The sequence below is a fragment of the Pseudomonas tolaasii NCPPB 2192 genome, from assembly GCF_002813445.1.
Classification (GTDB): domain Bacteria; phylum Pseudomonadota; class Gammaproteobacteria; order Pseudomonadales; family Pseudomonadaceae; genus Aquipseudomonas; species Aquipseudomonas tolaasii.
In genome coordinates, this window is sequence record NZ_PHHD01000001.1 from 1,872,299 (window position 1) to 1,897,938 (window position 25,640).

Sequence of the window (25,640 nt, forward strand, 5' to 3'; positions counted from 1 at the left end):
TGCGGGGTGCGAAACAGGATTTTGGCGTCAAACAAATCAGGTAACGCGAAAAAGGTGATATCAGTTTGGTTTTTCTGTCATCGGCAGGTGCTAATCTGCGCAGGTTCGTCTGTCGTCTGCGACACAACGTCGCGCTTAAATGGAGCTTTACTCAACAACAACGGCCAACGCTCTGCGTGCAAGGCCGAGGGAGAGAGCGCCTGGCGGACACATACTAATAACTGGGGGAAACACCAATGAGCACTAGCACTGTGGCAGGTTCAACTGCTGCACAGCCTGCGTTCCTGTCCAAGGAACGCATAATCGCCAAGCCCGGCTTCAACCGCTGGCTGGTTCCACCGGCCGCCCTGGCCATTCACCTGTGCATCGGCATGGCCTACGGTTTCTCGGTGTTTTGGCTGCCACTGTCCAAAGCGCTGGGGATCACCGCGCCGGTCGCCTGCGCGCCGGACATGAGCTTTATCGCGCAAGTCTTCTCGTCCCAGTGCGACTGGCCGATTTCCATGCTGGGCTGGATCTACACCCTGTTCTTCATCTTCCTGGGCTGCTCGGCAGCGATCTGGGGCGGCTGGCTGGAACATGCCGGGCCACGCAAGGCGGGCGTTGTCTCGGCGCTGTGCTGGTGCGGCGGCCTGTTGATCTCGGCGCTGGGTATTTATACCCACCAGATCTGGCTGATGTGGATCGGCTCCGGCGTGATCGGCGGTATCGGTCTGGGCCTGGGCTACATTTCGCCCGTCTCGACCCTGATCAAGTGGTTCCCGGACAAGCGCGGCATGGCCACCGGCATGGCGATCATGGGCTTCGGCGGCGGCGCAATGGTTGGCGCCCCGCTGGCAGCGGCCCTGATGGGTCACTTTGCGTCGCCAACCAGCGTTGGTGTGTGGCAGAGCTTTGTGGTCATGGCCGTTATCTATTTTGTGTTCATGATCGGTGGCGCGTTGTCGTACCGCGTTCCGCCGACCGGCTGGAAGCCTGAGGGCTGGACCGCGCCGGCGAAGAAAGCCAGCAACGCAATGATCACCCACCGTCACGTGCACGTGAACGTGGCCTGGAAAACCCCGCAATTCCGCCTGGTGTGGCTGGTGCTGTGCCTGAACGTATCTGCCGGTATCGGCATCCTCGGCATGGCTTCGCCGCTGTTGCAGGAAGTGTTTGGTGGCAAGTTGCTGGGCGTGGATGTGCCGTTCGGCCAACTGGATGCAGGCCAACTGGCTTCCATCGCCGCCATCGCTGCAGGTTTCACCGGTTTGCTCAGCCTGTTCAACATCGGTGGCCGTTTCTTCTGGGCGTCGTTCTCCGACTACCTGGGCCGTAAAAACACCTACTTCGTGTTCTTCGCCCTGGGCTTTGCCCTGTACGCGCTGATCCCGAACCTGGGGCATCTGGGCAACGTGGCGCTGTTTGTGGCGGCGTTCTGCATCATCCTGTCGATGTACGGCGGTGGTTTTGCGACGGTTCCGGCTTACCTGGCGGACCTGTTCGGTACGCAAATGGTCGGCGCGATCCACGGTCGCCTGCTGACCGCCTGGGCCGCTGCCGGCGTGCTGGGCCCGGTGCTGGTGAACTACTTGCGTGAGTATCAACTGAGCATCGGCGTTCCGCGCGCTGCGGCCTACGACATCACCTTGTACATCCTCGCCGGCCTGCTGGTGCTGGGTTTCATCTGCAACCTGCTGGTGCGTCCGGTGGCCGACAAGTACTTCATGACCGACGCCGAACTGGCAGCCGAGCAGGCGCTGGGCCACGACAAGGGCGCGGACGCAACCACTTCGCTGGAGTGGAAAGCGGCCCCCGGCACCGTGCCAATGGCTGTTGCAGCCTGGCTGGTGGTGGGTATTCCGCTGGCGTGGGGCGTGTGGGTGACCCTGCAGAAAACTGCAGTACTGTTCCACTAACCCTGTGGGAGCGGGCTTGCCCGCGATAGCATCACCTCGGTCTCGCTGAATGACCGAGGTGCCTGCATCGCAGGCAAGCCAGCTCCCACACTTGATCTTCATTTCTCTTCAGTCGGGTGCACCATCCTGGAGCGCCCGGTTGTATGCACATGTCTATCCCCGACACTCCATCAGTCTTATCCCCTCCGATGTTTCTGTTTGGCGCCCGCGCCCCTATAATGGCTGCCTTTTTCGCCCAATGATTTTGCGGAGCTGGTGATGGCCGAACGTAAGGTATCCGTCGAGCGCGACACTCTGGAAACCCAGATCAAAGCCTCGATCAACCTGGATGGCACCGGAAAGGCCCGATTTGATATCGGTGTACCTTTTCTTGAGCACATGCTGGACCAGATCGCCCGTCACGGGCTGATCGACCTGGATATCGTCAGCAAGGGCGACCTGCATATCGACGACCATCACACGGTGGAAGACGTAGGCATCACCCTCGGCCAGGCGTTTGCCAAGGCCATCGGCGACAAAAAAGGCATCCGTCGCTACGGCCACGCCTATGTCCCGCTGGATGAAGCGCTGTCGCGCGTGGTGATCGACTTCTCCGGCCGCCCAGGCCTGCAGATGCACGTACCCTTCACCCGCGCCACCGTGGGCGGCTTCGACGTTGACCTGTTCCAGGAATTCTTCCAGGGCTTCGTCAACCACGCACTCGTCAGCCTGCACATCGACAACCTGCGCGGCACCAACACTCACCACCAGATCGAAACCGTGTTCAAGGCGTTCGGCCGCGCGCTGCGCATGGCCGTGGAGCTCGATGAGCGCATGGCCGGGCAAATGCCGTCGACCAAGGGCGTTCTGTAATGCAGACGGTCGCGGTTATCGATTACGGCATGGGTAACCTGCACTCGGTGGCCAAGGCCCTCGAACACGTAGGGGCCGGCAAGGTGCTGATCACCAGCGATGCCAACGTGATTCGCGAAGCCGACCGGGTAGTGTTCCCGGGCGTTGGCGCGATTCGCGATTGCATGGGCGAGATCCGCCGCCTGGGCTTTGACAGCCTGGTACGCGAAGTCAGCCAGGACCGCCCGTTCCTCGGGATCTGCGTGGGCATGCAAGCCTTGCTCGAGCGCAGTGAAGAAAACGACGGCGTTGACTGCATCGGTCTGTTTCCCGGCCAGGTGAAGTTCTTCGGCAAAGACCTGCACGAAGACGGCGCCCATCTGAAAGTCCCGCACATGGGCTGGAACGAAGTCAGCCAGGCGGTGGATCACCCGCTGTGGCACAACATTCCGGACCTGGCGCGTTTCTATTTCGTGCACAGCTACTACATCACCGCCGGTAACCCGCGCCAGGTGGTGGGCGGCGGGCATTACGGCGTCGATTTTGCCGCAGCGCTGGCCGAAGGTTCGCGCTTTGCCGTGCAGTTCCACCCGGAGAAGAGCCATACCCATGGCCTGCAATTGCTGCAGAACTTCGCTGCGTGGGACGGGCGCTGGTAAATGGCCAAGAAGACGAAGCCGCCAATCCTGAACCTCACGCCCGAGCAGGAGAGTGAGGCCACGCAGAAGATCAAGCGCTTCATGGAAGACCGTTTCGAGCTCAAATTGGGCTCGTTCGAGGTCGCCGAGATTCTTGAGCTGTTTACCACCGAAGTTGCGCCGCACTATTACAACAGGGCGATTTTCGACACGCAGACGCTCCTCAAAGAAAGGTTCGAAAGCCTCGAAAGCGACCTGTGGTCGCTTGAGAAACCCTGATTTCCCAAGCATTGCTGAATATCGAATAAGGTTTGCCAGATGCTGATTATCCCCGCTATCGATCTCAAGGACGGCGCGTGTGTACGCCTGCGCCAAGGCCGCATGGAAGATTCCACTGTGTTCTCCGATGACCCGGTGAGCATGGCTGCCAAATGGGTGGAAGGGGGCTGCCGTCGCCTGCATCTGGTGGACTTGAACGGCGCCTTCGAAGGCCAGCCGGTCAACGGTGAAGTGGTCACCGCCATTGCCAAACGCTACCCGAACCTGCCGATCCAGATCGGTGGTGGTATCCGCTCCCTGGAAACCATCGAGCACTACGTCAAGGCGGGCGTGAGCTACGTGATCATCGGCACCAAAGCCGTGAAAGACCCGGCCTTCGTCGCTGAGGCCTGCCGCGCGTTCCCGGGCAAAGTGATCGTGGGCCTGGACGCCAAAGACGGTTTCGTCGCCACCGACGGCTGGGCTGAAATCAGCACCGTGCAGGTCATCGATTTGGCCAGGCAGTTCGAAGCCGACGGCGTTTCCGCCATCGTTTATACCGACATCGCCAAAGACGGCATGATGCAGGGCTGCAACGTGCCATTCACCGCTGCGCTGGCGGCTGCGACGAAGATTCCGGTGATCGCCTCCGGCGGCATCCACAACCTGGGTGACATCAAGTCGCTGCTGGACGCCAAGGCGCCCGGCATCATCGGCGCCATTACCGGTCGCGCGATCTACGAAGGTACTTTGGACGTCGCCGAAGCCCAGGCTTACTGCGACGCCTACAACGGCTGAGGACTGACCATGGCGCTGGCCAAACGCATCATCCCTTGCCTGGACGTCGACAACGGTCGCGTGGTCAAGGGCGTCAAGTTCGAGAACATCCGCGATGCCGGCGACCCGGTGGAAATCGCCCGTCGCTACGATGAGCAAGGTGCCGATGAGATTACCTTTCTCGACATCACCGCCAGCGTCGATGGTCGCGACACCACGCTGCATACCGTGGAGCGCATGGCCAGCCAGGTGTTCATCCCGCTGACCGTGGGCGGTGGCGTACGCACCGTGCAAGACATCCGCAACCTGCTCAATGCCGGCGCGGACAAGGTCTCGATCAACACCGCCGCAGTGTTCAACCCCGAGTTTGTCGGCGAAGCCGCGCAGCACTTCGGCTCGCAGTGCATCGTGGTGGCCATCGACGCCAAGAAAGTCTCGGGCCCGGGCGAAACCCCGCGCTGGGAGATCTTCACCCATGGCGGTCGCAAACCCACCGGGCTGGACGCGGTGGAGTGGGCGATGAAGATGGAAGGCCTGGGCGCCGGTGAAATCCTGCTGACCAGCATGGATCAGGACGGCATGAAAAACGGCTTTGACTTGGGCGTAACCCGGGCCATCAGCGATGCGCTGGGCATTCCGGTGATCGCCTCCGGCGGCGTCGGCAACCTGCAGCACCTGGCTGACGGCGTGACCGAAGGCCATGCCAGTGCGGTGCTGGCGGCGAGTATTTTCCACTTTGGCGAATACACCGTGCCCGAGGCCAAGGCGTACATGGCGGCGCGCGGTATCGTCGTTCGCTAAACGCTGCTGGACACCATGGCAGGCGCGCGGCACTCTCTGCGCTTGCCATGGATTTCGGTACCCTTCATGTTCAAACACCTGCTGCTCGCCTTCGCCAGTACTTCCCTGCTGTTGGCAGGCTCGGCCCGTGCCGAAGCACCGTCTGACACCGCCCTGGTGTTGCTGACGGAAAACTTTCCGCCCTACAACATGGCGAAAAACGGCAAGAACTTCGCCAAGGACGAGAACATCGAAGGCATCGCCGTGGACATCGTGCGCGAAACCTTCAAGCGCGCCGGCATTTCCTACAACTTGACCCTGCGTTTCCCCTGGGAGCGAATCTACAAACTCGCCCTGGAAAAACCCGGTTACGGTGTATTCGTGATGGCGCGCCTGCCGGACCGCGAAGCCCTGTTCAAATGGGTCGGCCCCATCGGCCCCGACGATTGGGTGATGCTGGCCAAGGCTGACAGCAAGATCCAGCTGGAAGACCTTGAGCACGCGCGCCGCTACAAGATCGGCGCCTACAAAGGCGACGCCATTGCCGAAACTCTGGAGAAGCAGGGGCTCAACCCGATCATTGCCCTGCGCGACCAGGACAATGCGCAAAAACTGGTGGAAGGCCAGATAGACCTGTGGGCCACCGGCGACCCGGCCGGGCGTTACCTGGCCCGGCAGGTCGGGGTGACCCAGCTGAAAACCGTCTTGCGCTTCAACAGTGCCCAGTTATACCTGGCACTCAACAAAGACGTGCCGGATGACGTGGTCGCCAGGCTGCAGGCGGCACTCGATCAGTTACGGGACGAGGGCATTGTCGATCAGATCATGGCCCGCTACCTCTAGCTCGGGTTCCATCTGCGGAGGCTCTACCGGCGGCATTGCCTCGGGTACCGGCTCGGCGTCGGTGGATTCGCTCATGTATACGTGGTCACCGTTGGTGTAGTTGACGCTGGCGCAGACCTGGCTGCCATCCTGGCGCAGCAGACGGTACTCACTGTGCAGTAGGTACGCCGCGACGGCTTTCTGCGGCGGCACGTAGGTGATGATTTCCAGGGGCGAGGATTGGCCCCAGCCTTTCGCCGAGCGTTGTGTGTGGGTGAAGTTCGGGTCCAATTGAGCCGAGAAATTCAGCTCGAAGACGTGCTCGCTCATCGGCCATACCTTGCCCAGGTCGATGCTGGTGTTGGCTGCCAGCGCCCTGGCGTTGCCACCCGTTTCGCCTTTGGTGGCCGTCCACATGAACGGCTGACTGGTCGCTTCGGTGTTGTGCCCGAAGCCCGCGAACAGGTGGCGGTCGGCGCGTTCCAGCCGATAAACCGGCGACGACTCGAACTGTTCGACTGCGGTCAGCTCCGGGTCTTTTACACAGAACCATGGCAGCTCGCACACGTGTGGCGTGGTGATGGTTTCCTCTTGCATCGGGCTGGCGTGCCCGGTGAGGGCGGGCGGCGGCGGCACGTCGCTGAACTGTGCGGTCAGCGCGAGGCGCAGCGAATAGGCGGCAAGACCCGTTTTGGTGTAGCTGTCAGTGCCAATGAAGGTGCCGGGCGCCAGGCAGAGTTCGCCGGCGGACGCATCGGACGGGGAAATCGACCAAACGCTCAAGTCGTTGGTTGCGCCGCTGCCCCTGTCATTCCAGATCAGGTCCCCCACCTGGGCCATCATCACCAGATCTTCCCTGACGCAGCGCACGGCATGGCGTGACGGCTTGTCGTAATCCAAGCCGTAGACCAGCCCCATTGCCACATAACCTTCGGGCGGCAGTGGGCGCCAGATGGACGCGTTGTTTCGCGCGCCGCTGCCTTCGTCGTGCCACACCAGTTGATAGTCGATCGGCGGGCGCAAGGCCGTGCCATCGGTTTTGTTGGTGTCGCTGACCACTGCGACGACTTTGCCTTGATTGATATTGCGGTAGTGATCCACCGCGACGTCGCCCAAAGAAAAAAACGAACCCAGCGCATCGGAGGCTGTGGTGGGGCGCCACAGGCCGACGGCTTGGTGTGCACCCGAACCCTTGTCGTTCCACAGAGGCAGAAATTCGCTGGTGAAGCTGATGAGCAGATCGTTGTATTGCAGGGGCTTCATGGAGAGCTCTCCAGTTGGTTGGAGCCCCAACTATCGAGCAGTGCGTGCCGGCCTGAGCGGTAACTATCTACGCGCTGGTTGATAGGTGCCGTTTTTGCCGTGCGCGGCCATGGCTTGATTGCTGCGCACGCTGATCATCAGCTTGATATCAATCCAGTCGACACCCTGGGCCTTGAGCTTGGGCAGTTCGCGCTCAAGCACCGCCAGGGTTTGTGGGTAGGGGTGGCCGATCATTACCGCCGAGCCCTGCTTGTGGGCCAGCTTGATTGCCGTCTGCAACTGCGTGGTGATGGCCGCCTCGGTGCGCTCGTCATCGAGGAACACATCCCGTGATACATGGGCCAGCCCAATCTTCTGGGCTTCGGCGGCCGCCACGGTTTGCGCGCTGGTGCGGCTGTCGACGAAGAACTTGTTGCGCCGCTGCAACTCGGCCATCAGCCAGGCCATGGCCTCGGGTTGCGCGGTCATGCGGCTGCCCATGTGGTTGTTGATGCCGGCGGTGTAGGGCACGGCCTTGAAGGCGGCGTCCAGGCGTTTGCCGAGTTCTTCGATCGGCAGTTCCGGGTGCCAGGCAAAGGGGCCGGTGGCCGGGTCCATGGGCATGTGCAGGATCACGATCTTGCCGGCCTTGTGCGCCTCGCGGGCGAATTCGGCGGCGTGGGGCGTGTCGGGCATGATCGCCGTGGTTACAGGCCCGGGCAGGGCAAGCACGCGACGGTCCCGGGGCAGGTTTTGCCCCAGGTCGTCGATGATGAGGGTCAGGTAGGCTTTGGACGGCTCGCTGGCCGGGGTCGCGTGGGCGACTCCGGCCAGGCTGCACAGCACGGCGATGATCAGGGCAAAGCGCATATCAACGGCTGCGCGTGATGCTCAGGCCCTTGAGCAGGCTCAGCGCCTGGGCCAGTTGGTAGTCATCGTCCTGGGGCATCGGCTTGGCTTTGGTGCCGCTGCCGGTTGGCTGGTCGGCGCCGCCGTTGCCATTGCCCAGGTGACCTTGCAGGTCGGCCTCTTTGTAGAACTCGCTGTCGACCTCGTTGGTGATCTTGGCCTTGCGCACTTCGATGTCCGGGACGATGCCCTGGGCCTGGATCGAACGGCCGTTCGGCGTGTAGTACAGCGCCGTGGTGATCTTCAGCGCGCGGTCGTTGTTCAGCGGCAGCACGGTTTGTACCGAGCCTTTGCCGAAACTGGTGGTGCCCATCAGCACGCCGCGTTTCTGGTCCTGGAGGGCGCCGGCGACGATTTCCGAGGCCGAGGCACTGCCGCCGTTGATCAGCACGGCCAGTGGCACGCCTTCGCTGAGGTCATTGCCGGTGGCCGAGAAGCGCAGCTCGGAGTTGGCGATCCGGCCTTTGGTGTAGACGATCAGGCCTTTGGTGATGAAGTGGTCGACCACTTCCACCGCTGCCTGCAGCACGCCGCCCGGGTTGTTGCGCAGGTCGAGCACAATGCCGTTGAGTTTCTTGCCGTTGTCTTTACGCAGCTTGGCCAGGGCCTTGGCCACTTCGTCGCCGGTCTTGACCTGGAACTGGGTGATGCGGATATAGCCGTAGCCCGACTCCAGCAACTGGCTCTTCACGCTCTTGACTGTGATGGTCGCGCGGGCCAGGGTCACGTCGAAAGGGTTGCCGCCGTCGCGCACCAGGGTCAGGGTGATTTTCTGGCCGAGCTTGCCGCGCATCTTGTCCACGGCTTCGGTCATGGTCTGGCCGCGGGTTGGCTGGCCGTTGATCTTGACGATGAAGTCACCGGCCTGAATGCCGGCCTTGGACGCCGGGGTGTCATCGATCGGCGAAACGACTTTGATGTTGCCGTCCTCGGAGCCCACTTCAATACCCAGGCCACCGAACTCGCCGCTGGTGCTTTCCTGCAGCTCGGCGAAGTCTTCCGGGCCCAGGTAGGCGGAGTGCGGGTCAAGGTTGCTGAGCATGCCCTTGATGGAATTTTCCAGCAGGGTCTTGTCGTCTACAGGGTCGACATAGGCTGCCTTGATCCGGTCCATCACCTCGGCAAAGGTGCGCAGCTCGTCCAGCGGCAGCGGCGCCTTGGTGGTCGCAGCCGTGGCGGCAGGTGCAGCCGGTGCGGCCTGGTCGGCGAAAGCCAGAGGCGCGCCGATCACCAGGGCGATCGTCAGGGCCAGCGAAGTGAGGCGGGACAAATGCAGCATGTCGAACGAACTCCTAATGTAGATGCGGCCCTATCCTTGGGAACGGCACCATTGTGCGGGATCGCTCGGGCGACCCTGCTGACGAATAGCGAAGTACAGCGCCGGGGTGTCCTGGCCACCACTATTACCCACAGTGGAGATGGATTCACCGGCTTTTACAACATCACCTGCCGACTTGAGTAACGTTTGATTGTGGCCATAAAGGCTCAAATAGCCATTACCGTGGTCAAGAATTACCAATAAACCGGCGCCGCGCAGCCAATCGGCAAACACCACGCGCCCGCCGTGCACGGCGTGGACCTGGCTGCCGGCAGCGGCGCTGATCATCACCCCGTCCCACTTGGCGCGGGTGTCATCGCCCCGGGTTTCACCAAAGCGTGCCAGCAATCGACCATCAACTGGCCATGGAAGTTTTCCACGGGCCGAAGCAAAAGGCCCGCCAAACGACTCGCCGCTGCTGGACACCAGCGGGCCAGGCGCTGCGTGCGCGGGTTTGCGCGGCGCGGGAGCGTCGGTGGTGGCCGCCAATTCGGCCTCACGCTGGCGCTTTTTTTCGGCTTCCTGCTGGGCGATCAGCGCTTTCTGGCGCGCTTCTTCGGCCTCGCGTGCCTGGCGAGCCAGGGTTTCTTCAATGGTTTTGAGCACTTTGGCCAGATCGGCCTGGTCCTGCTCGCGGGCCTGGAGCTTGGCGTCGCGGGCTTTTACGTCGTCATTGAGCTTGGCCAGAGCCACCTGGCGTTCCTTGCGCACCTTGTCGAGCTGGTCGCGCTGGGCGTCGAGTGCGCTTTTTTGATCGTTTAACTGGGACTGCTGGTCAGTGATTTCCTGCTCCACATTGGCCAGTTGGCGCAGGGTTTCGTTAAAACCCTTCAATTGCGCCAGGCGCGCCTTGCTCAGGTAATCGTAGTAAGTGAGGGTTCGGGCGAATTTTTCCGGGTTCTGCTGGTTGAGCAGCAGCTTGAGGTATTCCTGGCGGCCACTCTGGTACGCGGCGCGGGCCTGGATCGCGATCAGGCGTTGCTGTTCAACGCGTGCGCTCTGGAGTTTTTTTTTCTCACCGTCGAGTCGCTCCAGTTCCGACTCGCTCTTCTTTAATTCTTTTTGTAGCTCCTGGACCTGCTTCTCCAGCTTGCCCATCTCGGTTTCCGTGCCGCGCAGGTCTTTCTGCACCCCGGATTTCTCTTCCTGGAGCTTGCCGAGCAATTTTTTCAGCTCGGTAATGTCCTGACGCGTAGCGTCCAACTGTTGTTGGGTTTGTGCGCGCTCGTCGGCAAACGCCGGTTGGAGCAGGCAGACAAGAGCGAGGGTAATCAAGGCGCGAAGCATAGAGGCGGGCGACACCAGGGAAAGGGACGGCCTAGTATGCCCGCCAAGCGCGGCAAAAAAAACGCCCAATTCGGGCTGGGGGGCAAGATATCTCCCGGACGCCACATGCAAATGTGGGAGCTGGCTTGCCTGCGATAGCGGTGTGTCAGTGAACTGTGTAGTTGACTGGCAGAATGCTATCGCGGGCAAGCCCGCTCCCACAGTGTTTTGGGGTGCGCTAGAAATCAGACCAGAATTGAAGTCCCGGTCATCTCCGCAGGCTTCTCCAGCCCCATCAGCTTCAGCATGGTCGGTGCCACATCCGCCAGCACGCCGCCTTCGCGCACTTTGAGGTCGCGCTTGCCAACGTAGATGAACGGCACAGGCTCGGTGGTGTGGGCCGTGTGGGCCTGGCCAGTGGTTTCGTCAGACATCTGCTCGCAGTTGCCGTGGTCGGCAGTGATCAGCGCTTCGCCGCCGACTTTTTCCAGGGCGTCGACGATGCGGCCAACGCATGTGTCCAGGCATTCCACGGCTTTGACCGCCGCTTCCAGGTTGCCGCTATGGCCGACCATGTCACCGTTGGCGTAGTTGACCACGATCACGTCATAACGCTGATTGTCGATGGCGTCGACGATCTTGTCGGTCACTTCCGGCGCGCTCATTTCGGGCTGCAGGTCATAAGTGGCGACTTTTGGCGATGGGATCAGGATGCGCTCTTCGCCCGGGAACGGTTCTTCACGCCCGCCCGAGAAGAAGAAGGTCACGTGGGCGTATTTCTCGGTTTCGGCGATGCGCAGCTGGGTTTTGCCGTTCTTTGCCAGGTAATCGCCCAGCACGTTTTCCAGGCTGCCCGGTGCAAAAGCCGACGGGGCCGGGATGTTGGCGGCGTATTGGGTCAGCATCACGAACTCGGTTTTCGGCTGGCGCGAGCGCTCGAAGTCCTTGAAACCGGCGTCGACGAACACATGGCTCAGCTCGCGGGCACGGTCGGCGCGGAAGTTCATGAACACCACGGCGTCGCCGTCTTCGACCTTCACCGGCTCACCGATGGTGGTGGCTTTGACGAATTCGTCGCTTTCGCCACGGGCGTAGGCGGCTTCCAGGCCTTGCTGGGCGGTGGCGGCGTTGAATTCGGCGTCGCCGTTGACGATCAGGTTGTAAGCCTGGGCCACACGGTCCCAGCGGTTATCACGGTCCATGGCGAAGTAACGGCCGACCAGGCTGGCGATACGACCTTTGCCCAGCGCTGCAAAGGTGGCGTCCAGCAGTTCGATGGACGATTGCGCGCTTTTCGGTGGGGTGTCGCGGCCGTCGAGAAAGGCGTGCAGGTAGATTTTGTCGGCGCCGCGCTTGAAAGCCAGTTCGGCCATGGCGACCAGGTGGTCCTGGTGGCTGTGGACGCCGCCGTCGGACAGCAGGCCCATAAAGTGCACAGCCTTGCCTGCGGCCACGGCTTTATCGACCGCCGCGCAGATGGTCGGGTTCTCAAAGAACTCGCCGTCGCGGATCGCTTTGGTCACGCGAGTGAAGTCTTGATATACCACTCGTCCGGCGCCGAGGTTCATGTGGCCGACTTCCGAGTTGCCCATCTGGCCGTCCGGCAGGCCGACGTCCATGCCGGAGCCGGAGATCAAACCGTTGGGTACGGTAGCGGTCAGGCGGTCGAGTACTGGCTTGTTGGCCGAGTACACAGCGTTGTCGTGGTGGCTTTCACTGTGTCCGAAGCCATCGAGAATTATCAGGACCAAAGGTTTAGGCGTGGTAGTCATAGATCCTCTCGCGGCGCTAATAAAGGAAGACAATTGAAAAGGGAGTGGCAGTTTAAAGCGAAGTTCCAACCGCGTCACCGCTTTACGGGGGTTGGCCCCCCCTGACGGCTGTGTATACTTACCGCCATTTTAACGCCCTGGAACCTCCTTGATGGTTGATCACCTGATTGCATTTGCCACTGCCCACTACCTGCTCGCGGGTGCCTTCGTCATCCTGCTGGCGCTGCTGATCGCTCACGAAATGAGCCGCGGTGGCCGCAGCCTGAGCACGTCGGAGCTGACCGCGCTGGTCAACAAGGATGAGGCCGTTGTCGTGGATATCCGCCCGGCCAAGGATTTCGCCGGCGGCCACATCGTTGGCGCCCTGAACATTCCCCAGGACAAGCTGATCGCACGCCTGGCCGAGCTTGAGAAACACAAGGCCAAGACCATCATTCTGGTCGACGCCCAAGGCCAGCACGCCGGCACCCACGCCCGCGAAATGCTCAAGGCCGGTTTCACCGCCGCCAAACTGTCCGGCGGCATCGGCAGCTGGAAGGCCGATAACCTGCCGCTGGTGAAGTGATATGAGCCAGGTTGTCGTGTATTCCAGCGATTGGTGCCCTTACTGCATGCGGGCCAAGGCCTTGCTTGAGAAGAAGGGCGTTGCCTTCGAAGAGATCAAGGTCGACGGCAAACCCCAGGTGCGCGCCGAAATGGCCCAGAAAGCGGGGCGCACGTCCGTGCCGCAGATCTGGATCGGCGAAAAGCATATCGGTGGTTGCGACGACCTGTTTGCCCTGGAGCGCGCCGGCAAGCTTGATGCGCTGCTCGCCTAACCCCTAAAAGACCACAAGATCACAAGGATCTGCGATGACTGACCAACAGAACACCGAAGCTGCGCAAGACCAAGGCCCACAGTTTTCGCTGCAGCGCATCTACGTGCGTGACCTGTCGTTCGAAGCGCCGAAAAGCCCGGCTATCTTCCGCCAGGAATGGACCCCAAGCGTTGCGCTGGACCTGAACACCCGTCAAAAAGCCCTGGAAGGCGACTTCCACGAAGTGGTGCTGACCCTGTCGGTAACCGTCAAGAACGGCGAAGAAGTGGCCTTCATCGCTGAAGTGCAACAGGCCGGTATCTTCCTGATCCAGGGCCTGGACGAAGCGTCCATGAGCCACACCCTGGGCGCGTTCTGCCCGAACATCCTGTTCCCGTATGCCCGTGAGACCCTGGACAGCCTGGTCACCCGCGGTTCGTTCCCTGCACTGATGCTGGCGCCGGTGAACTTCGATGCCCTGTACGCCCAAGAGCTGCAGCGCATGCAACAGGAAGGTTCGTCGACGGTTCAATAAGCCGAACCCGACGCAGGACCCCATGTGGGAGGGGGCTTGTGTGGGAGCCGGGCTTGCCCGCGATGCAGACGCCTCGGTGTATCAGTGATACCGAGGGGATGCGATCGCAGGCAAGCCAGCTCCCACACAAGCCTTCTCCCACATTTTGTTTGTGTGTTATTTGAAACCGAGTTGGCGCCAGCCCTCGTAGACGGCAACCGCCACGGTGTTGGACAGGTTCAAGCTGCGGCAACCCTCGCGCATCGGCAAACGCAGGCGATGGCCGTCGGGCAGGGCGTCGAGCACTTCAGCCGGCAGGCCACGGCTTTCCGGGCCGAACAGGAAGGCATCACCTTCGGCGAAGCTGACATCATGAAACGGCTGCGAGCCCTTGGTGGTGAACGCGAACAACCTGGGGTGGCCCAGGCTTTCCAGGCAACTGGCGAGGTCGGCATGGCGCTTGAGCGTGGCGTACTCGTGGTAGTCCAGTCCGGCACGGCGCAGGCGCTTGTCGTCCATGTCGAAGCCCAGAGGCTCGATCAAATGCAGGTGGCAGCCACTGTTGGCGCACAGCCTGATAACGTTGCCGGTATTCGGCGGAATTTCTGGTTGAAAAAGGATGACGTGAAACATGCACGGCTCCGAAGGCAAAGATGCGCTGCATTCTACCCCCGAAGACGACCCAAGACCGAAGCTATTGCCACGGGTGATGGGCTCTTTGGCCATTGTCGGGCTGATGATCGGCTTGATGATCGGCCGCCTGACCACGCCGGACCCCGTCGAGCTGCAGCAGGTCGAGACCGCCGCCGATGGTGTGGTGGTGTGGTTCAACAGCGAACCCAAGCTGCACGGCGAGCACATCGACGGCACCGTCGCTCTGCTGTTTGACGCACAGGGCAAGGCCGCCAGCGGGCAACTCAAGGTCAATGACAAGGATGTGAACTGGCGCATCCGCAAGACCGATGGCGGCTTGCTGCTGAACCTGGTGGCGGCTCGGTCGTTGCGCGGGGAGTGGAGGGGACAGAAGGTTGATGGCCGCTGGCGGCTGGAGATCCATCTCCGGGAACAATAAAAGAGGGAATCCCCGGCCTGCCTGTACCAAGGTTCCCGAAACGGGCTGGGGCTATGGGCGCTGTGCCGCATAAGCCCCGGGTGTAAAGAAGGGAGTTCCCGGCCTGCCTGTACCAGGGCTCCCAAAACGGGGTGAAGCCAGAGGCTTCGGTGTTAAAGAGGGAATCCCCGGCCTGCCTGTACCGGGGTTCCCCAAAGCGGTGTGGAGCGCGACGCGGTTCGCATCAAGCACCCCGGGTGTAAAGAGGGGATTCTCGGCCTGCCTGTACCAAGGTCCCCGAAACTGGGTTGTACAAGGGTTATTGCAGGGCGCGTGCCAGAATTTGCAATTTGTGCCAAAAAATTACGCCAGAAAGCGCAAAGCCCCGGAATACGGGGCTTTGGTGTGTTCGGGTTTCAGGTTTTTATCAATAAAGCCGAGATTTCAGGTGTTGGATCCATGCCCGATGCCGGTTCATGGTGCATTGAAGCGGTGCACAGTCCTGGAAGTTGATCGTTCCCACGCTCCGCGTGGGAATGCATTGTGTGACGCTCCGCGTCACCATTGCACAGATCTAACGTTGCGGTGAGGCTTGGACGCGGAGCGTCCGGGGAGGCATTCCCACGCGGAGCGTGGGAACGATCAGCAGCAGGAAGAGGGGTTAGCCCTCATCACCTTCGTCGTCATCCCCTCCATCCACCTTCATCCCCAATTCCTTGATCTTTCGCGTCAAGGTATTGCGGCCCCAGCCCAGCAGTACGGCGGCGTCGCGGCGGCGGCCGGTGGTGTGTTTCAGGGCGGTTTCGATCATGATCCGCTCAAACGCCGGTACGGCACTGTCCAACAGGTTCGACTGCCCGCGTGCCAGGGCCTGGTCGGCCCATTGGCGCAAGGCCTGTTCCCAGTTCGTCACGGGTGCCGAGTCCTGCGGCAGGCTCAACAGCTCCGGCGGCAGGTCGCTGATGTGCACTTCGCGCCCGGACGCCATCACCGTGATCCAGCGGCAGGTGTTTTCCAGCTGACGCACGTTGCCCGGCCACGGCAGGTTTTTCAGGTATTCCTCGGTCTCGCTTTTGAGCAGCTTCGGTTCTACCGCCAGTTCCTGCGCGGCGCGGCTGAGGAAGTGACGGGCGAGCGTCGGAATATCTTCGCGGCGGTCCGACAGGCGGGGAATGTGGATGCGGATCACGTTGAGGCGGTGAAACAAATCCTCACGGAATTTGCCCGCATGCACCAGGGTTTCGAGGTTTTGGTGGGTTGCGGCGATGATGCGCACGTCGACCTTGACCGGCGTGTGCCCGCCAACGCGGTAGAACTCGCCATCGGCCAGTACCCGCAGCAAGCGCGTCTGGGTGTCGGCCGGCATGTCGCCGATTTCATCCAGAAACAGCGTGCCGCCATCCGCCTGTTCAAAGCGGCCGCGGCGCAAGTTGGCTGCGCCGGTGAACGCACCTTTTTCATGGCCGAACAGCTCGGACTCCATCAAATCCTTGGGGATCGCCGCCATGTTCAGCGCGATAAACGGCGAGGCCGCCCGCGGGCTGTGGCGGTGCAGCGCGTGGGCCACCAGCTCTTTACCGGTACCCGATTCGCCATTGATCAGCACGGTAATGTTGGAGTGGCTCAAGCGCCCGATGGCGCGAAACACTTCCTGCATCGCCGGCGCTTCGCCGATGATTTCCGGGGTGCGGGTCAGGGCCGGCGGGGCTTCCTGGCTTTGTTGTTCCTGGGCGTGCTGGTTGGCGCGCTTGACCAGCGCCACCGCCTCGTCCACGTCGAACGGCTTGGGCAGGTATTCAAAGGCGCCGCCCTGATAGGACGCGACAGCGCTGTCCAGGTCCGAGTGCGCGGTCATGATGATCACCGGCAGGCGCGGGTGCTGCTCGCGGATGCGTGCCAGCAAGTCCAGGCCACTGGCGCCGGGCATGCGGATGTCGGAGATGATCACGTCCGGCTGCTGGCGAGCCAGGCGGCTCATCACCCCGTCGGCGCTATCGAAGCTCTGGGTGGTCATGCCTTCCTGTTGCAAGGCTTTCTCGAGGACCCAGCGGATAGAACGGTCGTCATCGACGATCCAGACAGTTTCACTACGGCTCATGTCGATGGGGCTCCTTGTTCCAGTGGCAGAAAGATCGAGAACGTGGTGTGGCCGGGATGGCTTTCACACTCGATCAGACCCTGGTGCTGGCTGATGATGTTCTGGGTAATGGCCAGGCCCAGCCCGGTACCGTCCGGGCGGCCGCTGACCATGGGAAAGAAGATGGTTTCCTGCAGTTCCGCAGGGATGCCCGGGCCGTTGTCGATGATCTCGACCTTGGTCACCAGGCGATGGCGCACATGGCCGATGGTGAACTGGCGCAGGGCACGGGTACGCAGGCTGATGCGGCCCAGGCGCAGTTCGTTCTGGCTGCTGATGGCCTGCATGGCGTTGCGCACGATATTGAGCACCGCCTGAATCATCTGCTCGCGGTCGATCAATACGTCGGGAATGCTCGGGTCATAATCGCGCACCAGGGTGATGCAGCCCTGGCTTTCGGCTTCCACCAGTTGGCAGACGCGCTCCAGCACTTCGTGCACGTTGGTCATCGCCAGCGACGGCAGCTTGTTGGAGCCGAGCATGCGGTCCACCAGGTTACGCAGGCGGTCGGCTTCCTCGATGATGACGTTGGTGTAGTCCTTGAGGTTTTCGTCCGGCAGCTCGCGGGCCAGCAGCTGTGCGGCGCCGCGAATCCCGCCCAAGGGGTTTTTGATCTCATGGGCCAGGCCGCGCACCAGCATTTTGCTGGTTTCCTGCTTGGACAACTGCGCTTCTTCCTTGGTGATGCGCAGCAGGCGGTCGCGCGGGTGCACTTCGAGCAGCAGCAGGGTGGCGCCATTGTTCAGGATTGGGGTCACGGCGTAATCGACCGTCAGCGTCTGGCCGGTGAGGGCAGTGAGCATCGCCTCGCGCTTGGTGAACGGGTGAGCCTGCTCGACGGCCTGGCGCAACGAGCTCAAGGCCTCGGCCGACTCGGTGAACAATTCGCTGATGAACTGCCCATGGCTGCGCTGGCCACTGATGGCCAGGAGCATCTCTGCCGCCGGGTTCATGTACTCAAGACGCAGGTCGTCGTTGAGCAGAATGGTCGCGGTGGTCAGGTTGTCGAGTAACAAACGGTGCAGTGCATCGCTGATGGTCATCGGGACCTCTTTTGGAGCAAGGCGCGGGCTTCGGGCACACGCTGATACGAGGAAAATGCAAAAACCAAACCAAGGCTCCGAAAAGAAGCGCGAAACCCCTGAAATGGGCGTTTGCGGCGCGAAACTGTGGCGTTATGCCAGCTTGTTCGGGAAGTTTCGAACCAAAATGGGTAGGTCAGGTGAGAAGGGTGCAACGTATCGCACCAATATAGTGCAGATTTGCAAAGTTCGTTCAGGAATGGAGAGCGCGGTGCGCTGGAGGTGTGTTTGGCTTCAGGATGGTTTTTTCGGGGTGTTCTTGCGGTTGTTCAGGCAGGGCTTGACGACGTCGTGAAGGTCCTCGTTGTCCTGGGGCAGGACAAACTCGGCGGTCAGCGGGGCGTCGCCGGGGATGGCGGAAGGTAATGTCATGCGGATGGGTTGGCCGCGCAGGTCACCGGTGATCCATTCGCGCAGCTCCTGGCGGTTGGCGGGCATGGTGAGTTTGAACAGCACGCCGTGTTGCTGGCTCGGCTCTGCGCTGTAGTAACCGTTGACGCGATAGGTACGTGTCGGCAATGCGCCGGTCGTGAGGCTCAGCGGGCCGGTGGAGCGGGCGTCCGGGCCCTCGTAAATATCTGGCTTGAAGTGCAGCTCGTCGGTGTGGGTCAGTAGCGCGATCACGGGTCGCGCCGGCGAGCTGTAGCAGGCCACGTGCAAAATCGCGATGCTGGTTTTTTCTGCATGGGCAGCGGTGCCGATAATGCGGGCATTGATGATGGTGCTGCCGGGGTAGGGCGCTTCCACGGTCCATGCGTCGGGCTCAGGCGGGCTGACGGGTTGCGTTGCGCTTGGCGGGCTGAACACCAGCAACAGCGAACATAAGGCTTTGTGGCTCAGACTCATCACAAAATCCGTCGACGGTTGGCGATTGGGGGCCGCATCGTAGGGAAGTGATGATCGAAGAGGAATCAGATAAATCCGTGTTTCCAGTTGTGACGAGAGAAAGGGCCTTGAATGACGCAGGCCCTGCTCACTTCACGGTTGGTAAATGCAGAGCTCGGCAGTGGCGCGGGTCATGGCAATTTGTTGCAGCGGGTCGTAAAGCGGTTGGTGCACGGCTTGTGCAAGCCATTGCGGGCACTGCGGGTTGGTGCGTTCGGGGCTGAAATCAGCCAGTTGCTGCAGCAGGTTCTTTTGCAGTTGGTCGAGTACCGGGCGGATTTTCCCGACCAGGTCCGGGCGCGGAGTGTCGGGTGCCTTGCCCTTGAAGTGCCAATCGGAAAGGCGAGTGTATTGCACCAGTTTATTGGCCTCGATCTGCGCCGCGAAAAACTGCTCGGCGGCTTCGGGGGCCAGTTTGTAAGTTGGCGCCTGCGTTTTTACGCTGGCGAGCACAGCTTGCTCGCGCGGGCGGTCTTCCACGGCCTTGTGACTGTCCCATTTGCTCAGGGCCACTTGATCGGCGATGGTCAGGCGTTCGGCAATGCTATTGAGCAGGGGTTCGAGGGTGGCGGGTGCGGCGTTTGCTGTGGCACTAAAAAATAACAGAGCGAACACAAGTTGGTACTTCAAGGCTGATCTCCTGTGGGGGCGGCGGTGCGACGATTCGACTTGCCCGCGATGGCGGCGTGTCAGTCATACAACAGGTGGCGGGCAGTAAGCTATCGCAGGCAAGCCGGCTCCCACAATTTTCATTCGTATCAGGCCCCGGCCAGCCTAAATTTCGGGCAAAAAAAGACCGCCCGAAGGCGGTCTTTTTCATCACGCTACGTTAAGCAGCGCTACCGGATCAGCAGCTGTAGTACAGCTCGTATTCCAGTGGGTGTACGAAGGTGCGAACCTTGATTTCTTCTTCGCTTTTCAGCTCGATGTAGGCATCGATGAAGTCGTCGCTGAATACGCCGCCTTTGGTCAGGAACGCACGGCCCTTGTCCAGCTCTTCCAGGGCTTCTTTCAGGCTGCCGCACACTTGTGGGATCTCTTTGGCCTCTTCAGGCGGCAGGTCGTACAAGTTTTTGTCGGCGGCGTCGCCAGGGTGGATCTTGTTCTGAATACCGTCCAGACCCGCCATCAGCAGTGCTGCGAAAGCCAGGTATGGGTTGGCAGCCGGGTCCGGGAAACGTGCTTCGATACGACGGCCGCGTGGGCTGTTGACGTAAGGAATGCGGATCGAAGCGGAACGGTTACGAGCCGAGTAGGCCAGCATGACCGGTGCTTCGAAGCCTGGTACCAGACGCTTGTAGGAGTTGGTTGCCGGGTTGGTGAAGCCGTTCAGGGCCTTACCGTGCTTGATGATACCGCCGATGAAGAACAGGGCAGTTTCCGACAGGCCGGCATAACCTTCGCCGGCGAAGGTGTTCTTGCCATCTTTGGCGATGGACATGTGAACGTGCATACCCGAACCGTTATCGCCGTACAGTGGCTTCGGCATGAAGGTCGCGGTGCGGCCGTAGGCGTCAGCAACGTTGTGGACAACGTATTTCAGGGTTTGAACTTCGTCAGCTTTCTTCACCAGGGTGTTGAACTTGACGCCGATTTCGTTCTGGCCAGCAGTTGCCACTTCGTGGTGGTGAACTTCAACGACCTGGCCCATTTCTTCCAGCGCGTTGCACATGGAGGTACGGATTTCGTGGTCGTGGTCGAACGGAGGTACTGGGAAGTAGCCGCCTTTGACGCCTGGACGGTGGCCTTTGTTGCCGCCTTCGATGTCTTGGTCGGACATCCATGAGCCTTGCTCGGAGAAGATCTTGAACATCGAGCCGGAGATGTCGGACTTGAACTTCACTTCGTCGAAGATGAAGAACTCAGGCTCAGGACCGCAGAAAACGGTGTCACCGATACCGGTGGTCTTCAGGTATTCCTCGGCACGGTGGGCGATGGCGCGCGGGTCGCGATCGTAGCCTTGCATGGTCGAAGGTTCGATGATGTCGCAGACCAGAATCAGGGTCGGCTCTTCGGTGAACGGGTCCAGAACGGCAGAGTCGTCGTCCGGCAGCAGGATCATGTCGGAGGCTTCGATGCCTTTCCAGCCAGAGATGGAGGAACCGTCGAACATCTTGCCGACTTCGAAGAAGTCGTCTTCCAGCGCGTCGCGAGCCGGCATGGTCACGTGGTGCTGAGTACCTTTAGTGTCCGTGAAGCGCAGATCAATCCATTTAACGTCATGATCTTTGATGAGTTGAACCGACTTCGACATGGTGTCCTCCGGGTGGCTTCGGGCTGGGGTAGTGGAGTTAGCCCTTAGAATGTGGGTGATGCCGGCGCGAATACTCGACCAAGGCAACCTGCCTCACAAGAGAGCAAATTGCATGCCAGTGCGCCAACATGGCCTTTTTGCCTCAAAATGGCCCCTATAAAGGTGCAATCCGCTGAAGCGGAATAAAAAGCGCACTGCAATGTAGCGTTTATTTGCGCAAATGACCCGTTTTGGTGCGTCGAAAGCTTGGTGCATATTAACTGGTTAAACCTTGAGCGATTTCCGCTATAATCCGCGCCCCCCTTTTTCAGCAGGCCCGGCGCGCGCTGTTTCCATGAAATTAATCGTAAAAGTCTTCCCCGAGATCACCATCAAAAGCCGACCGGTACGGACGCGTTTCATCCGTCAATTGGCCAAGAACATCCGTGCCGTGCTCCGTGACCTGGACCCGGCTGTGGTGGTGAACGGCGTGTGGGACAACCTCGAGCTGGAAACCCGTATTACCGACGCCAAAGCCTTGAAGGACATGACCGAGCGCCTGAGCTGCATGCCGGGCATCGCGCATTTCCTGCAGGTGGATGAGTACCCGCTGGGCGACTTCGACGACATCACCGAGAAGTGCAAGCAGCACTACGGTGATTCGCTCACCGGCAAGATTTTTTCGGTGCGCTGCAAGCGCGCCGGCAAGCACCCGTTCAGCTCCATGGATGTCGAAAAATACGTCGGCAGCAAGCTGCGTCGCGAGTGCGGCGCCGCCGGAATTTCGTTGAAAACGCCGGAAATTGAAGTTCGGATCGAAATTCGCGACCAACGGTTGTTTGTGATCCACAGCCAGCACAACAGCATCGGCGGCTACCCGTTGGGTGCACTGGAACAGACCCTGGTATTGATGTCCGGCGGTTTCGATTCCACCGTTGCGGCCTACCAGATCATGCGCCGCGGCCTGATGAGCCACTTCTGCTTCTTTAACCTGGGCGGACGTGCACACGAATTGGGCGTGATGGAAGTTGCGCACTTCATCTGGAAGAAATACGGCAGCTCCCAACGCGTGCTATTTGTCAGCGTACCGTTTGAAGAAGTGCTCGGCGAAATTCTCGGCAAAGTCGATAACAGTCATATGGGCGTGGTATTGAAGCGTATGATGTTGCGCGCCGCGTCCCGGATCGCCGACCAGTTGCACATCGATGCGCTGGTGACCGGTGAAGCGATTTCCCAGGTGTCCAGCCAGACCCTGCCGAACCTGTCGCTGATCGACTGCGTGACCGAGAAGCTGGTGCTGCGCCCGCTGATCGCCAGCCACAAGCAGGACATCATCGACCTGGCAGAAGAAATCGGCACCGCCGACTTTGCCAAGCACATGCCTGAGTACTGCGGGGTCATCTCGGTGAATCCCAAGACCCACGCCAAGCGTCACCGCGTGGAGCATGAAGAGAAAGAATTCGACATGGCGGTTCTGGAGCGTGCGCTCGAGAACGCCAAAATGGTGCCAATCGACCGCGTGATCGACGAATTGGGCCAGGACGTGAAAATCGAAGAAGTCAGCGAAGCCCTGGCCGGCCAGATCGTCGTCGACATCCGTCACCCGGATGCCGCCGAGGATGAGCCGCTGGAGATTCCTGGCATCGACGTGCAAACGCTGCCGTTCTACGCACTGAACGCGCGTTTCAAGGAACTGGATAACAGCCGTCAGTACCTGCTGTATTGCGACAAAGGCGTGATGAGTCGCCTGCATGCCCACCATTTGCTCAGTGAGGGGCATGCCAATGTGCGCGTTTATCGACCGAGCTAAGAGCCCGGGGCTGTTTGCCTGTGGCCTGCGTCACCGGCCCCCCGACTCTGCCGTCAAGCTGTAACGGCAAGGCCTGACTCTACTGTTAATCGCTGCCACGACCTGTCAGCACACCGAATCCTCTGATCGAGATACACAAGTGATCGAAAATCTACGTAACATCGCCATCATTGCTCACGTTGACCATGGTAAAACCACCCTGGTAGACAAACTCCTGCGTCAATCCGGCACCCTGGAGCGCAACGAGCTCAACGACGAGCGCGTGATGGACTCCAACGACCAGGAAAAAGAGCGCGGCATTACCATCCTGGCCAAAAACACCGCCATCAACTGGAACGGCTACCACATCAACATCGTGGACACCCCGGGCCACGCCGACTTCGGCGGCGAAGTAGAACGCGTAATGTCGATGGTTGACTCCGTTCTGCTGCTGGTTGACGCTCAAGACGGCCCTATGCCGCAAACCCGTTTCGTGACCAAGAAGGCATTCGAAGCCGGCCTGCGTCCGATCGTGTGCATCAACAAGGTTGACCGTCCAGGCGCGCGTCCGGACTGGGTTCTGGACCAGATCTTCGACCTGTTCGACAACCTGGGTGCCACCGAAGAACAGCTGGACTTCAAAGTCGTCTACGCCTCGGCCCTGAACGGCATTGCCGGTCTGGACCACAACGACATGGCTGAAGACATGACCCCGCTGTACCAGTCGATCGTCGACAACGTACCAGCACCGGCTGTTGACCGTGACGGCGCGTTCCAGATGCAGATCTCCGCTCTGGACTACAACAGCTTCCTGGGTGTTATCGGCGTTGGCCGTATTGCTCGTGGTCGCGTCAAGCCGAACACTCCGGTTGTCGCTATCGGCGCCGACGGCAAGAAGCGCAACGGTCGTATCCTGAAGCTGATGGGTCACCACGGTCTGCACCGCATCGACGTTGAAGAAGCGGCTGCCGGCGACATCGTGTGCATCAGCGGTATGGACTCGCTGTTCATCTCCGACACCCTGTGCCACCCGGACACCGTCGAGGCGATGAAGCCTCTGACCGTTGACGAGCCAACCGTTTCCATGACCTTCCAGGTAAACGACTCGCCTTTCTGCGGTAAAGAAGGCAAGTTCGTGACCTCCCGTAACATCAAGGAGCGTCTGGACAAAGAGCTGCTGTACAACGTTGCTCTGCGCGTTGAAGAAGGCGACTCGGCTGACAAGTTCAAGGTTTCCGGCCGTGGTGAGCTGCACCTCTCGGTACTGATCGAAACCATGCGTCGCGAAGGCTTCGAAATGGGCGTAGGTCGTCCGGAAGTGATCATCCGTCAGGTTGACGGCGTGAAGCAGGAACCGTTCGAAAACGTCACCATCGACACCCCGGAAGAATCCCAGGGCAAGGTGATGGAAGAGATGGGTCTGCGTAAAGGCGACCTGACCAACATGGTGCCGGATGGCAAAGGCCGTGTGCGTCTGGAATACAACATCCCTGCTCGTGGTCTGATCGGTTTCCGTAACCAGTTCCTGACCCTGACCAACGGCGCTGGCATCCTGACCTCGATCTTCGATCGCTACGACACCATGAAGTCCGGCGACATGTCCGGCCGTCAGAACGGTGTTCTGGTCTCGGTAGAAACCGGCAAGGCGCTGACCTACTCCCTGGAAACCCTCCAGGCGCGTGGCAAGCTGTTCGTTGAACACGGTCAAGAGATCTACAACGGTCAGATCGTTGGTCTGAACAGCCGTGACAACGACATGGGCGTCAACCCAACCAAAGGCAAGAAGCTCGACAACATGCGTGCTTCGGGCAAAGACGAAACCATCGCTCTGGTTCCACCTGTTCGCTTCACCCTGGAACAGGCTCTGGAATTCATCCAGGACGACGAGCTGTGCGAAGTCACGCCTAAGTCGATCCGCCTGCGCAAGAAGATCCTGGACGAAGGCGAGCGTACCCGCGCTGCCAAGAAAGCCAAGAACTGAGTTAACTCAGGCTGAATGAAAAACGCCCCCGGTCGAAAGGCCGGGGGCGTTTTTTTGTGCCTGCGGTTTGTGGAGTGTTTGTATTGGCCTCATCGCGGGCAAGCCCGCTCCCACACTTGGAGTGCGTTTCCCTGTGGGAGCGGGCTTGCCCGCGATGAGGCCCTCAAAAGCCCCGCAATATCCGGATCAGAATTTGTCGAGGGTCCGGAACTTGGTCTCGCGCACCACTTCCTTTGGCTTGTACGCGCAATACCCCGGCCGCGGACCGATTTTCGGGTGGTTGCGGCAAGTGTCCGGGCGCTTGTCATAAATAGTGCAGAAGCGCGTCTTACGATCCAGGTACAGGCAATCGTTGTTGCTCATGCGCTGCAGGGTAAAAATTTCGGATTTGGAATTGAAACGCTCCACGATGCCTTCTTTCTGCAACCGCTTGGCGATGTTCTTCGGCGGGTCACCGCGCTCGAATTCATCGACGATGCCGATGCGGATCAGGTCCTTGATCTTCACTTCGACCGGCAGCGTGCAGCAGCTGGACACGCAGCCGCCGCACATGTGCGCGGAATATTTCTGCCACGTTTCAAGACGGTCGAGTTCCGCGGCGGCGATCAGTTGAGGCTTCATCAGGGTTCCAAAAGGTGGGGCGGTATCCGGGCGCGCGAT

The 25,640-nt window shown here is 60.5% G+C and carries 25 protein-coding genes; 13 read left to right on the top strand and 12 right to left on the bottom strand.

Annotated features, from left to right (window positions below):
- The first annotated feature begins 236 nt into the window (after positions 1-236).
- The 7 genes from ATI14_RS08745 (at position 237) to ATI14_RS08775 (ending at position 6,025) form a co-directional block, all read left to right on the top strand.
- Positions 237-1,898, top strand: coding sequence for an OFA family MFS transporter (locus tag ATI14_RS08745; RefSeq protein WP_016972246.1), 1,662 nt, complete (start codon positions 237-239; stop codon positions 1,896-1,898).
- Between the two features lie 258 nt (positions 1,899-2,156).
- On the top strand, positions 2,157-2,750 hold the full coding sequence (gene hisB, locus ATI14_RS08750; RefSeq protein WP_016972247.1) for an imidazoleglycerol-phosphate dehydratase HisB: 594 nt from the start codon (positions 2,157-2,159) through the stop codon (positions 2,748-2,750).
- On the top strand, positions 2,750-3,388 hold the full coding sequence (gene hisH / locus ATI14_RS08755) for an imidazole glycerol phosphate synthase subunit HisH (RefSeq protein ID WP_016972248.1): 639 nt from the start codon (positions 2,750-2,752) through the stop codon (positions 3,386-3,388). The genes hisB and hisH overlap by 1 nt, the downstream gene beginning before the upstream one ends.
- Positions 3,389-3,646: a DUF2164 domain-containing protein gene (locus ATI14_RS08760; protein WP_016972249.1), complete on the top strand. Its 258-nt coding sequence runs from the start codon at positions 3,389-3,391 to the stop codon at positions 3,644-3,646. It begins immediately after the preceding gene.
- A 39-nt stretch (positions 3,647-3,685) separates the two neighbouring features.
- Complete coding sequence (hisA, locus tag ATI14_RS08765) at positions 3,686-4,423, top strand: 1-(5-phosphoribosyl)-5-[(5-phosphoribosylamino)methylideneamino]imidazole-4-carboxamide isomerase (RefSeq protein ID WP_016972250.1); 738 nt, start codon at positions 3,686-3,688, stop codon at positions 4,421-4,423.
- Positions 4,424-4,432: 9 nt separating this feature from the next.
- Entirely contained in the window at positions 4,433-5,203 is a 771-nt protein-coding gene (hisF, locus tag ATI14_RS08770) for an imidazole glycerol phosphate synthase subunit HisF (protein ID WP_016972251.1), read from the top strand.
- 66 nt (positions 5,204-5,269) lie between these two features.
- Positions 5,270-6,025: a substrate-binding periplasmic protein gene (locus ATI14_RS08775; protein ID WP_016972252.1), complete on the top strand. Its 756-nt coding sequence runs from the start codon at positions 5,270-5,272 to the stop codon at positions 6,023-6,025.
- Here the strand turns inward: ATI14_RS08775 and ATI14_RS08780 are convergent.
- The 5 genes from ATI14_RS08780 to gpmI form a co-directional block, all read right to left on the bottom strand.
- On the bottom strand, positions 5,978-7,267 hold the full coding sequence (locus ATI14_RS08780) for a Vps62-related protein (RefSeq protein ID WP_016972253.1): 1,290 nt from the start codon (positions 7,265-7,267) through the stop codon (positions 5,978-5,980). The two genes, ATI14_RS08775 and ATI14_RS08780, sit on opposite strands and share 48 nt — an antisense overlap.
- A 63-nt stretch (positions 7,268-7,330) precedes the next feature.
- Positions 7,331-8,116 carry a divergent polysaccharide deacetylase family protein gene (locus ATI14_RS08785; RefSeq protein WP_016972254.1) on the bottom strand — a complete coding sequence of 262 codons (786 nt, stop codon included), beginning with the start codon at positions 8,114-8,116 and terminating at the stop codon, positions 7,331-7,333.
- A gap of 1 nt (position 8,117) precedes the next feature.
- Positions 8,118-9,434, bottom strand: coding sequence for a S41 family peptidase (locus ATI14_RS08790; protein ID WP_080520345.1), 1,317 nt, complete (start codon positions 9,432-9,434; stop codon positions 8,118-8,120).
- A 30-nt stretch (positions 9,435-9,464) separates the two neighbouring features.
- Positions 9,465-10,760, bottom strand: a complete 1,296-nt coding sequence (locus ATI14_RS08795; RefSeq protein WP_016972256.1) for a murein hydrolase activator EnvC family protein — start codon at positions 10,758-10,760, stop codon at positions 9,465-9,467.
- 224 nt (positions 10,761-10,984) lie between these two features.
- A complete protein-coding gene (gene gpmI, locus ATI14_RS08800) occupies positions 10,985-12,511 on the bottom strand; it encodes a 2,3-bisphosphoglycerate-independent phosphoglycerate mutase (RefSeq protein ID WP_016972257.1) in 1,527 nt (508 codons plus the stop codon).
- 151 nt (positions 12,512-12,662) lie between these two features.
- Between gpmI and ATI14_RS08805 the strand changes: the two genes are divergently transcribed.
- Genes ATI14_RS08805 through secB form a run of 3 tightly spaced genes read left to right on the top strand, consistent with a single transcriptional unit; the run spans position 12,663 to position 13,843 of the window.
- The gene (locus tag ATI14_RS08805; protein ID WP_016972258.1) at positions 12,663-13,076 is read left to right on the top strand and encodes a rhodanese-like domain-containing protein; all 414 of its coding nucleotides are present in this window, start codon (positions 12,663-12,665) and stop codon (positions 13,074-13,076) included.
- A gap of 1 nt (position 13,077) precedes the next feature.
- Entirely contained in the window at positions 13,078-13,329 is a 252-nt protein-coding gene (gene grxC / locus ATI14_RS08810; RefSeq protein ID WP_016972259.1) for a glutaredoxin 3, read from the top strand.
- A 34-nt stretch (positions 13,330-13,363) separates the two neighbouring features.
- A complete protein-coding gene (gene secB, locus ATI14_RS08815; protein WP_003171119.1) occupies positions 13,364-13,843 on the top strand; it encodes a protein-export chaperone SecB in 480 nt (159 codons plus the stop codon).
- Between the two features lie 156 nt (positions 13,844-13,999).
- Here the strand turns inward: secB and ATI14_RS08820 are convergent, their stop codons facing one another.
- Entirely contained in the window at positions 14,000-14,455 is a 456-nt protein-coding gene (locus ATI14_RS08820) for a tRNA (cytidine(34)-2'-O)-methyltransferase (RefSeq protein ID WP_010213874.1), read from the bottom strand.
- Between ATI14_RS08820 and ATI14_RS08825 the strand changes: the two genes are divergently transcribed.
- A complete protein-coding gene (locus ATI14_RS08825) occupies positions 14,454-14,894 on the top strand; it encodes a hypothetical protein (protein WP_016972260.1) in 441 nt (146 codons plus the stop codon). The two genes, ATI14_RS08820 and ATI14_RS08825, sit on opposite strands and share 2 nt — an antisense overlap.
- 640 nt (positions 14,895-15,534) lie before the next feature.
- Here the strand turns inward: ATI14_RS08825 and ntrC are convergent.
- The 5 genes from ntrC to glnA all read right to left on the bottom strand — a co-directional run bounded on the left by ntrC (position 15,535) and on the right by glnA (position 21,231).
- The gene (ntrC, locus tag ATI14_RS08835; protein ID WP_080520343.1) at positions 15,535-16,971 is read right to left on the bottom strand and encodes a nitrogen regulation protein NR(I); all 1,437 of its coding nucleotides are present in this window, start codon (positions 16,969-16,971) and stop codon (positions 15,535-15,537) included.
- Complete coding sequence (gene glnL, locus ATI14_RS08840) at positions 16,968-18,053, bottom strand: nitrogen regulation protein NR(II) (protein ID WP_016972262.1); 1,086 nt, start codon at positions 18,051-18,053, stop codon at positions 16,968-16,970. Before glnL ends, ntrC begins: the two co-directional genes overlap by 4 nt.
- Before the next feature lie 273 nt (positions 18,054-18,326).
- Complete coding sequence (locus ATI14_RS08845) at positions 18,327-18,938, bottom strand: hypothetical protein (protein WP_016972263.1); 612 nt, start codon at positions 18,936-18,938, stop codon at positions 18,327-18,329.
- Between the two features lie 132 nt (positions 18,939-19,070).
- Positions 19,071-19,607 (bottom strand): chorismate mutase, encoded by a 537-nt coding sequence (locus ATI14_RS08850; RefSeq protein WP_016972264.1) that lies wholly within the window; start codon positions 19,605-19,607, stop codon positions 19,071-19,073.
- A gap of 217 nt (positions 19,608-19,824) precedes the next feature.
- Positions 19,825-21,231, bottom strand: a complete 1,407-nt coding sequence (gene glnA / locus ATI14_RS08855) for a glutamate--ammonia ligase (protein ID WP_016972265.1) — start codon at positions 21,229-21,231, stop codon at positions 19,825-19,827.
- 334 nt (positions 21,232-21,565) lie between these two features.
- On the opposite strand from glnA, the gene thiI reads away from it, so the two are divergent.
- Positions 21,566-23,020 carry a tRNA uracil 4-sulfurtransferase ThiI gene (gene thiI / locus ATI14_RS08865; RefSeq protein ID WP_016972266.1) on the top strand — a complete coding sequence of 485 codons (1,455 nt, stop codon included), beginning with the start codon at positions 21,566-21,568 and terminating at the stop codon, positions 23,018-23,020.
- A gap of 139 nt (positions 23,021-23,159) precedes the next feature.
- A complete protein-coding gene (gene typA, locus ATI14_RS08870) occupies positions 23,160-24,980 on the top strand; it encodes a translational GTPase TypA (protein ID WP_016972267.1) in 1,821 nt (606 codons plus the stop codon).
- A 186-nt stretch (positions 24,981-25,166) separates the two neighbouring features.
- Here typA and ATI14_RS08880 read toward each other — a convergent pair whose 3' ends face one another.
- A complete protein-coding gene (locus ATI14_RS08880) occupies positions 25,167-25,601 on the bottom strand; it encodes a YkgJ family cysteine cluster protein (protein WP_016972268.1) in 435 nt (144 codons plus the stop codon).
- Positions 25,602-25,640 lie beyond the last annotated feature (39 nt).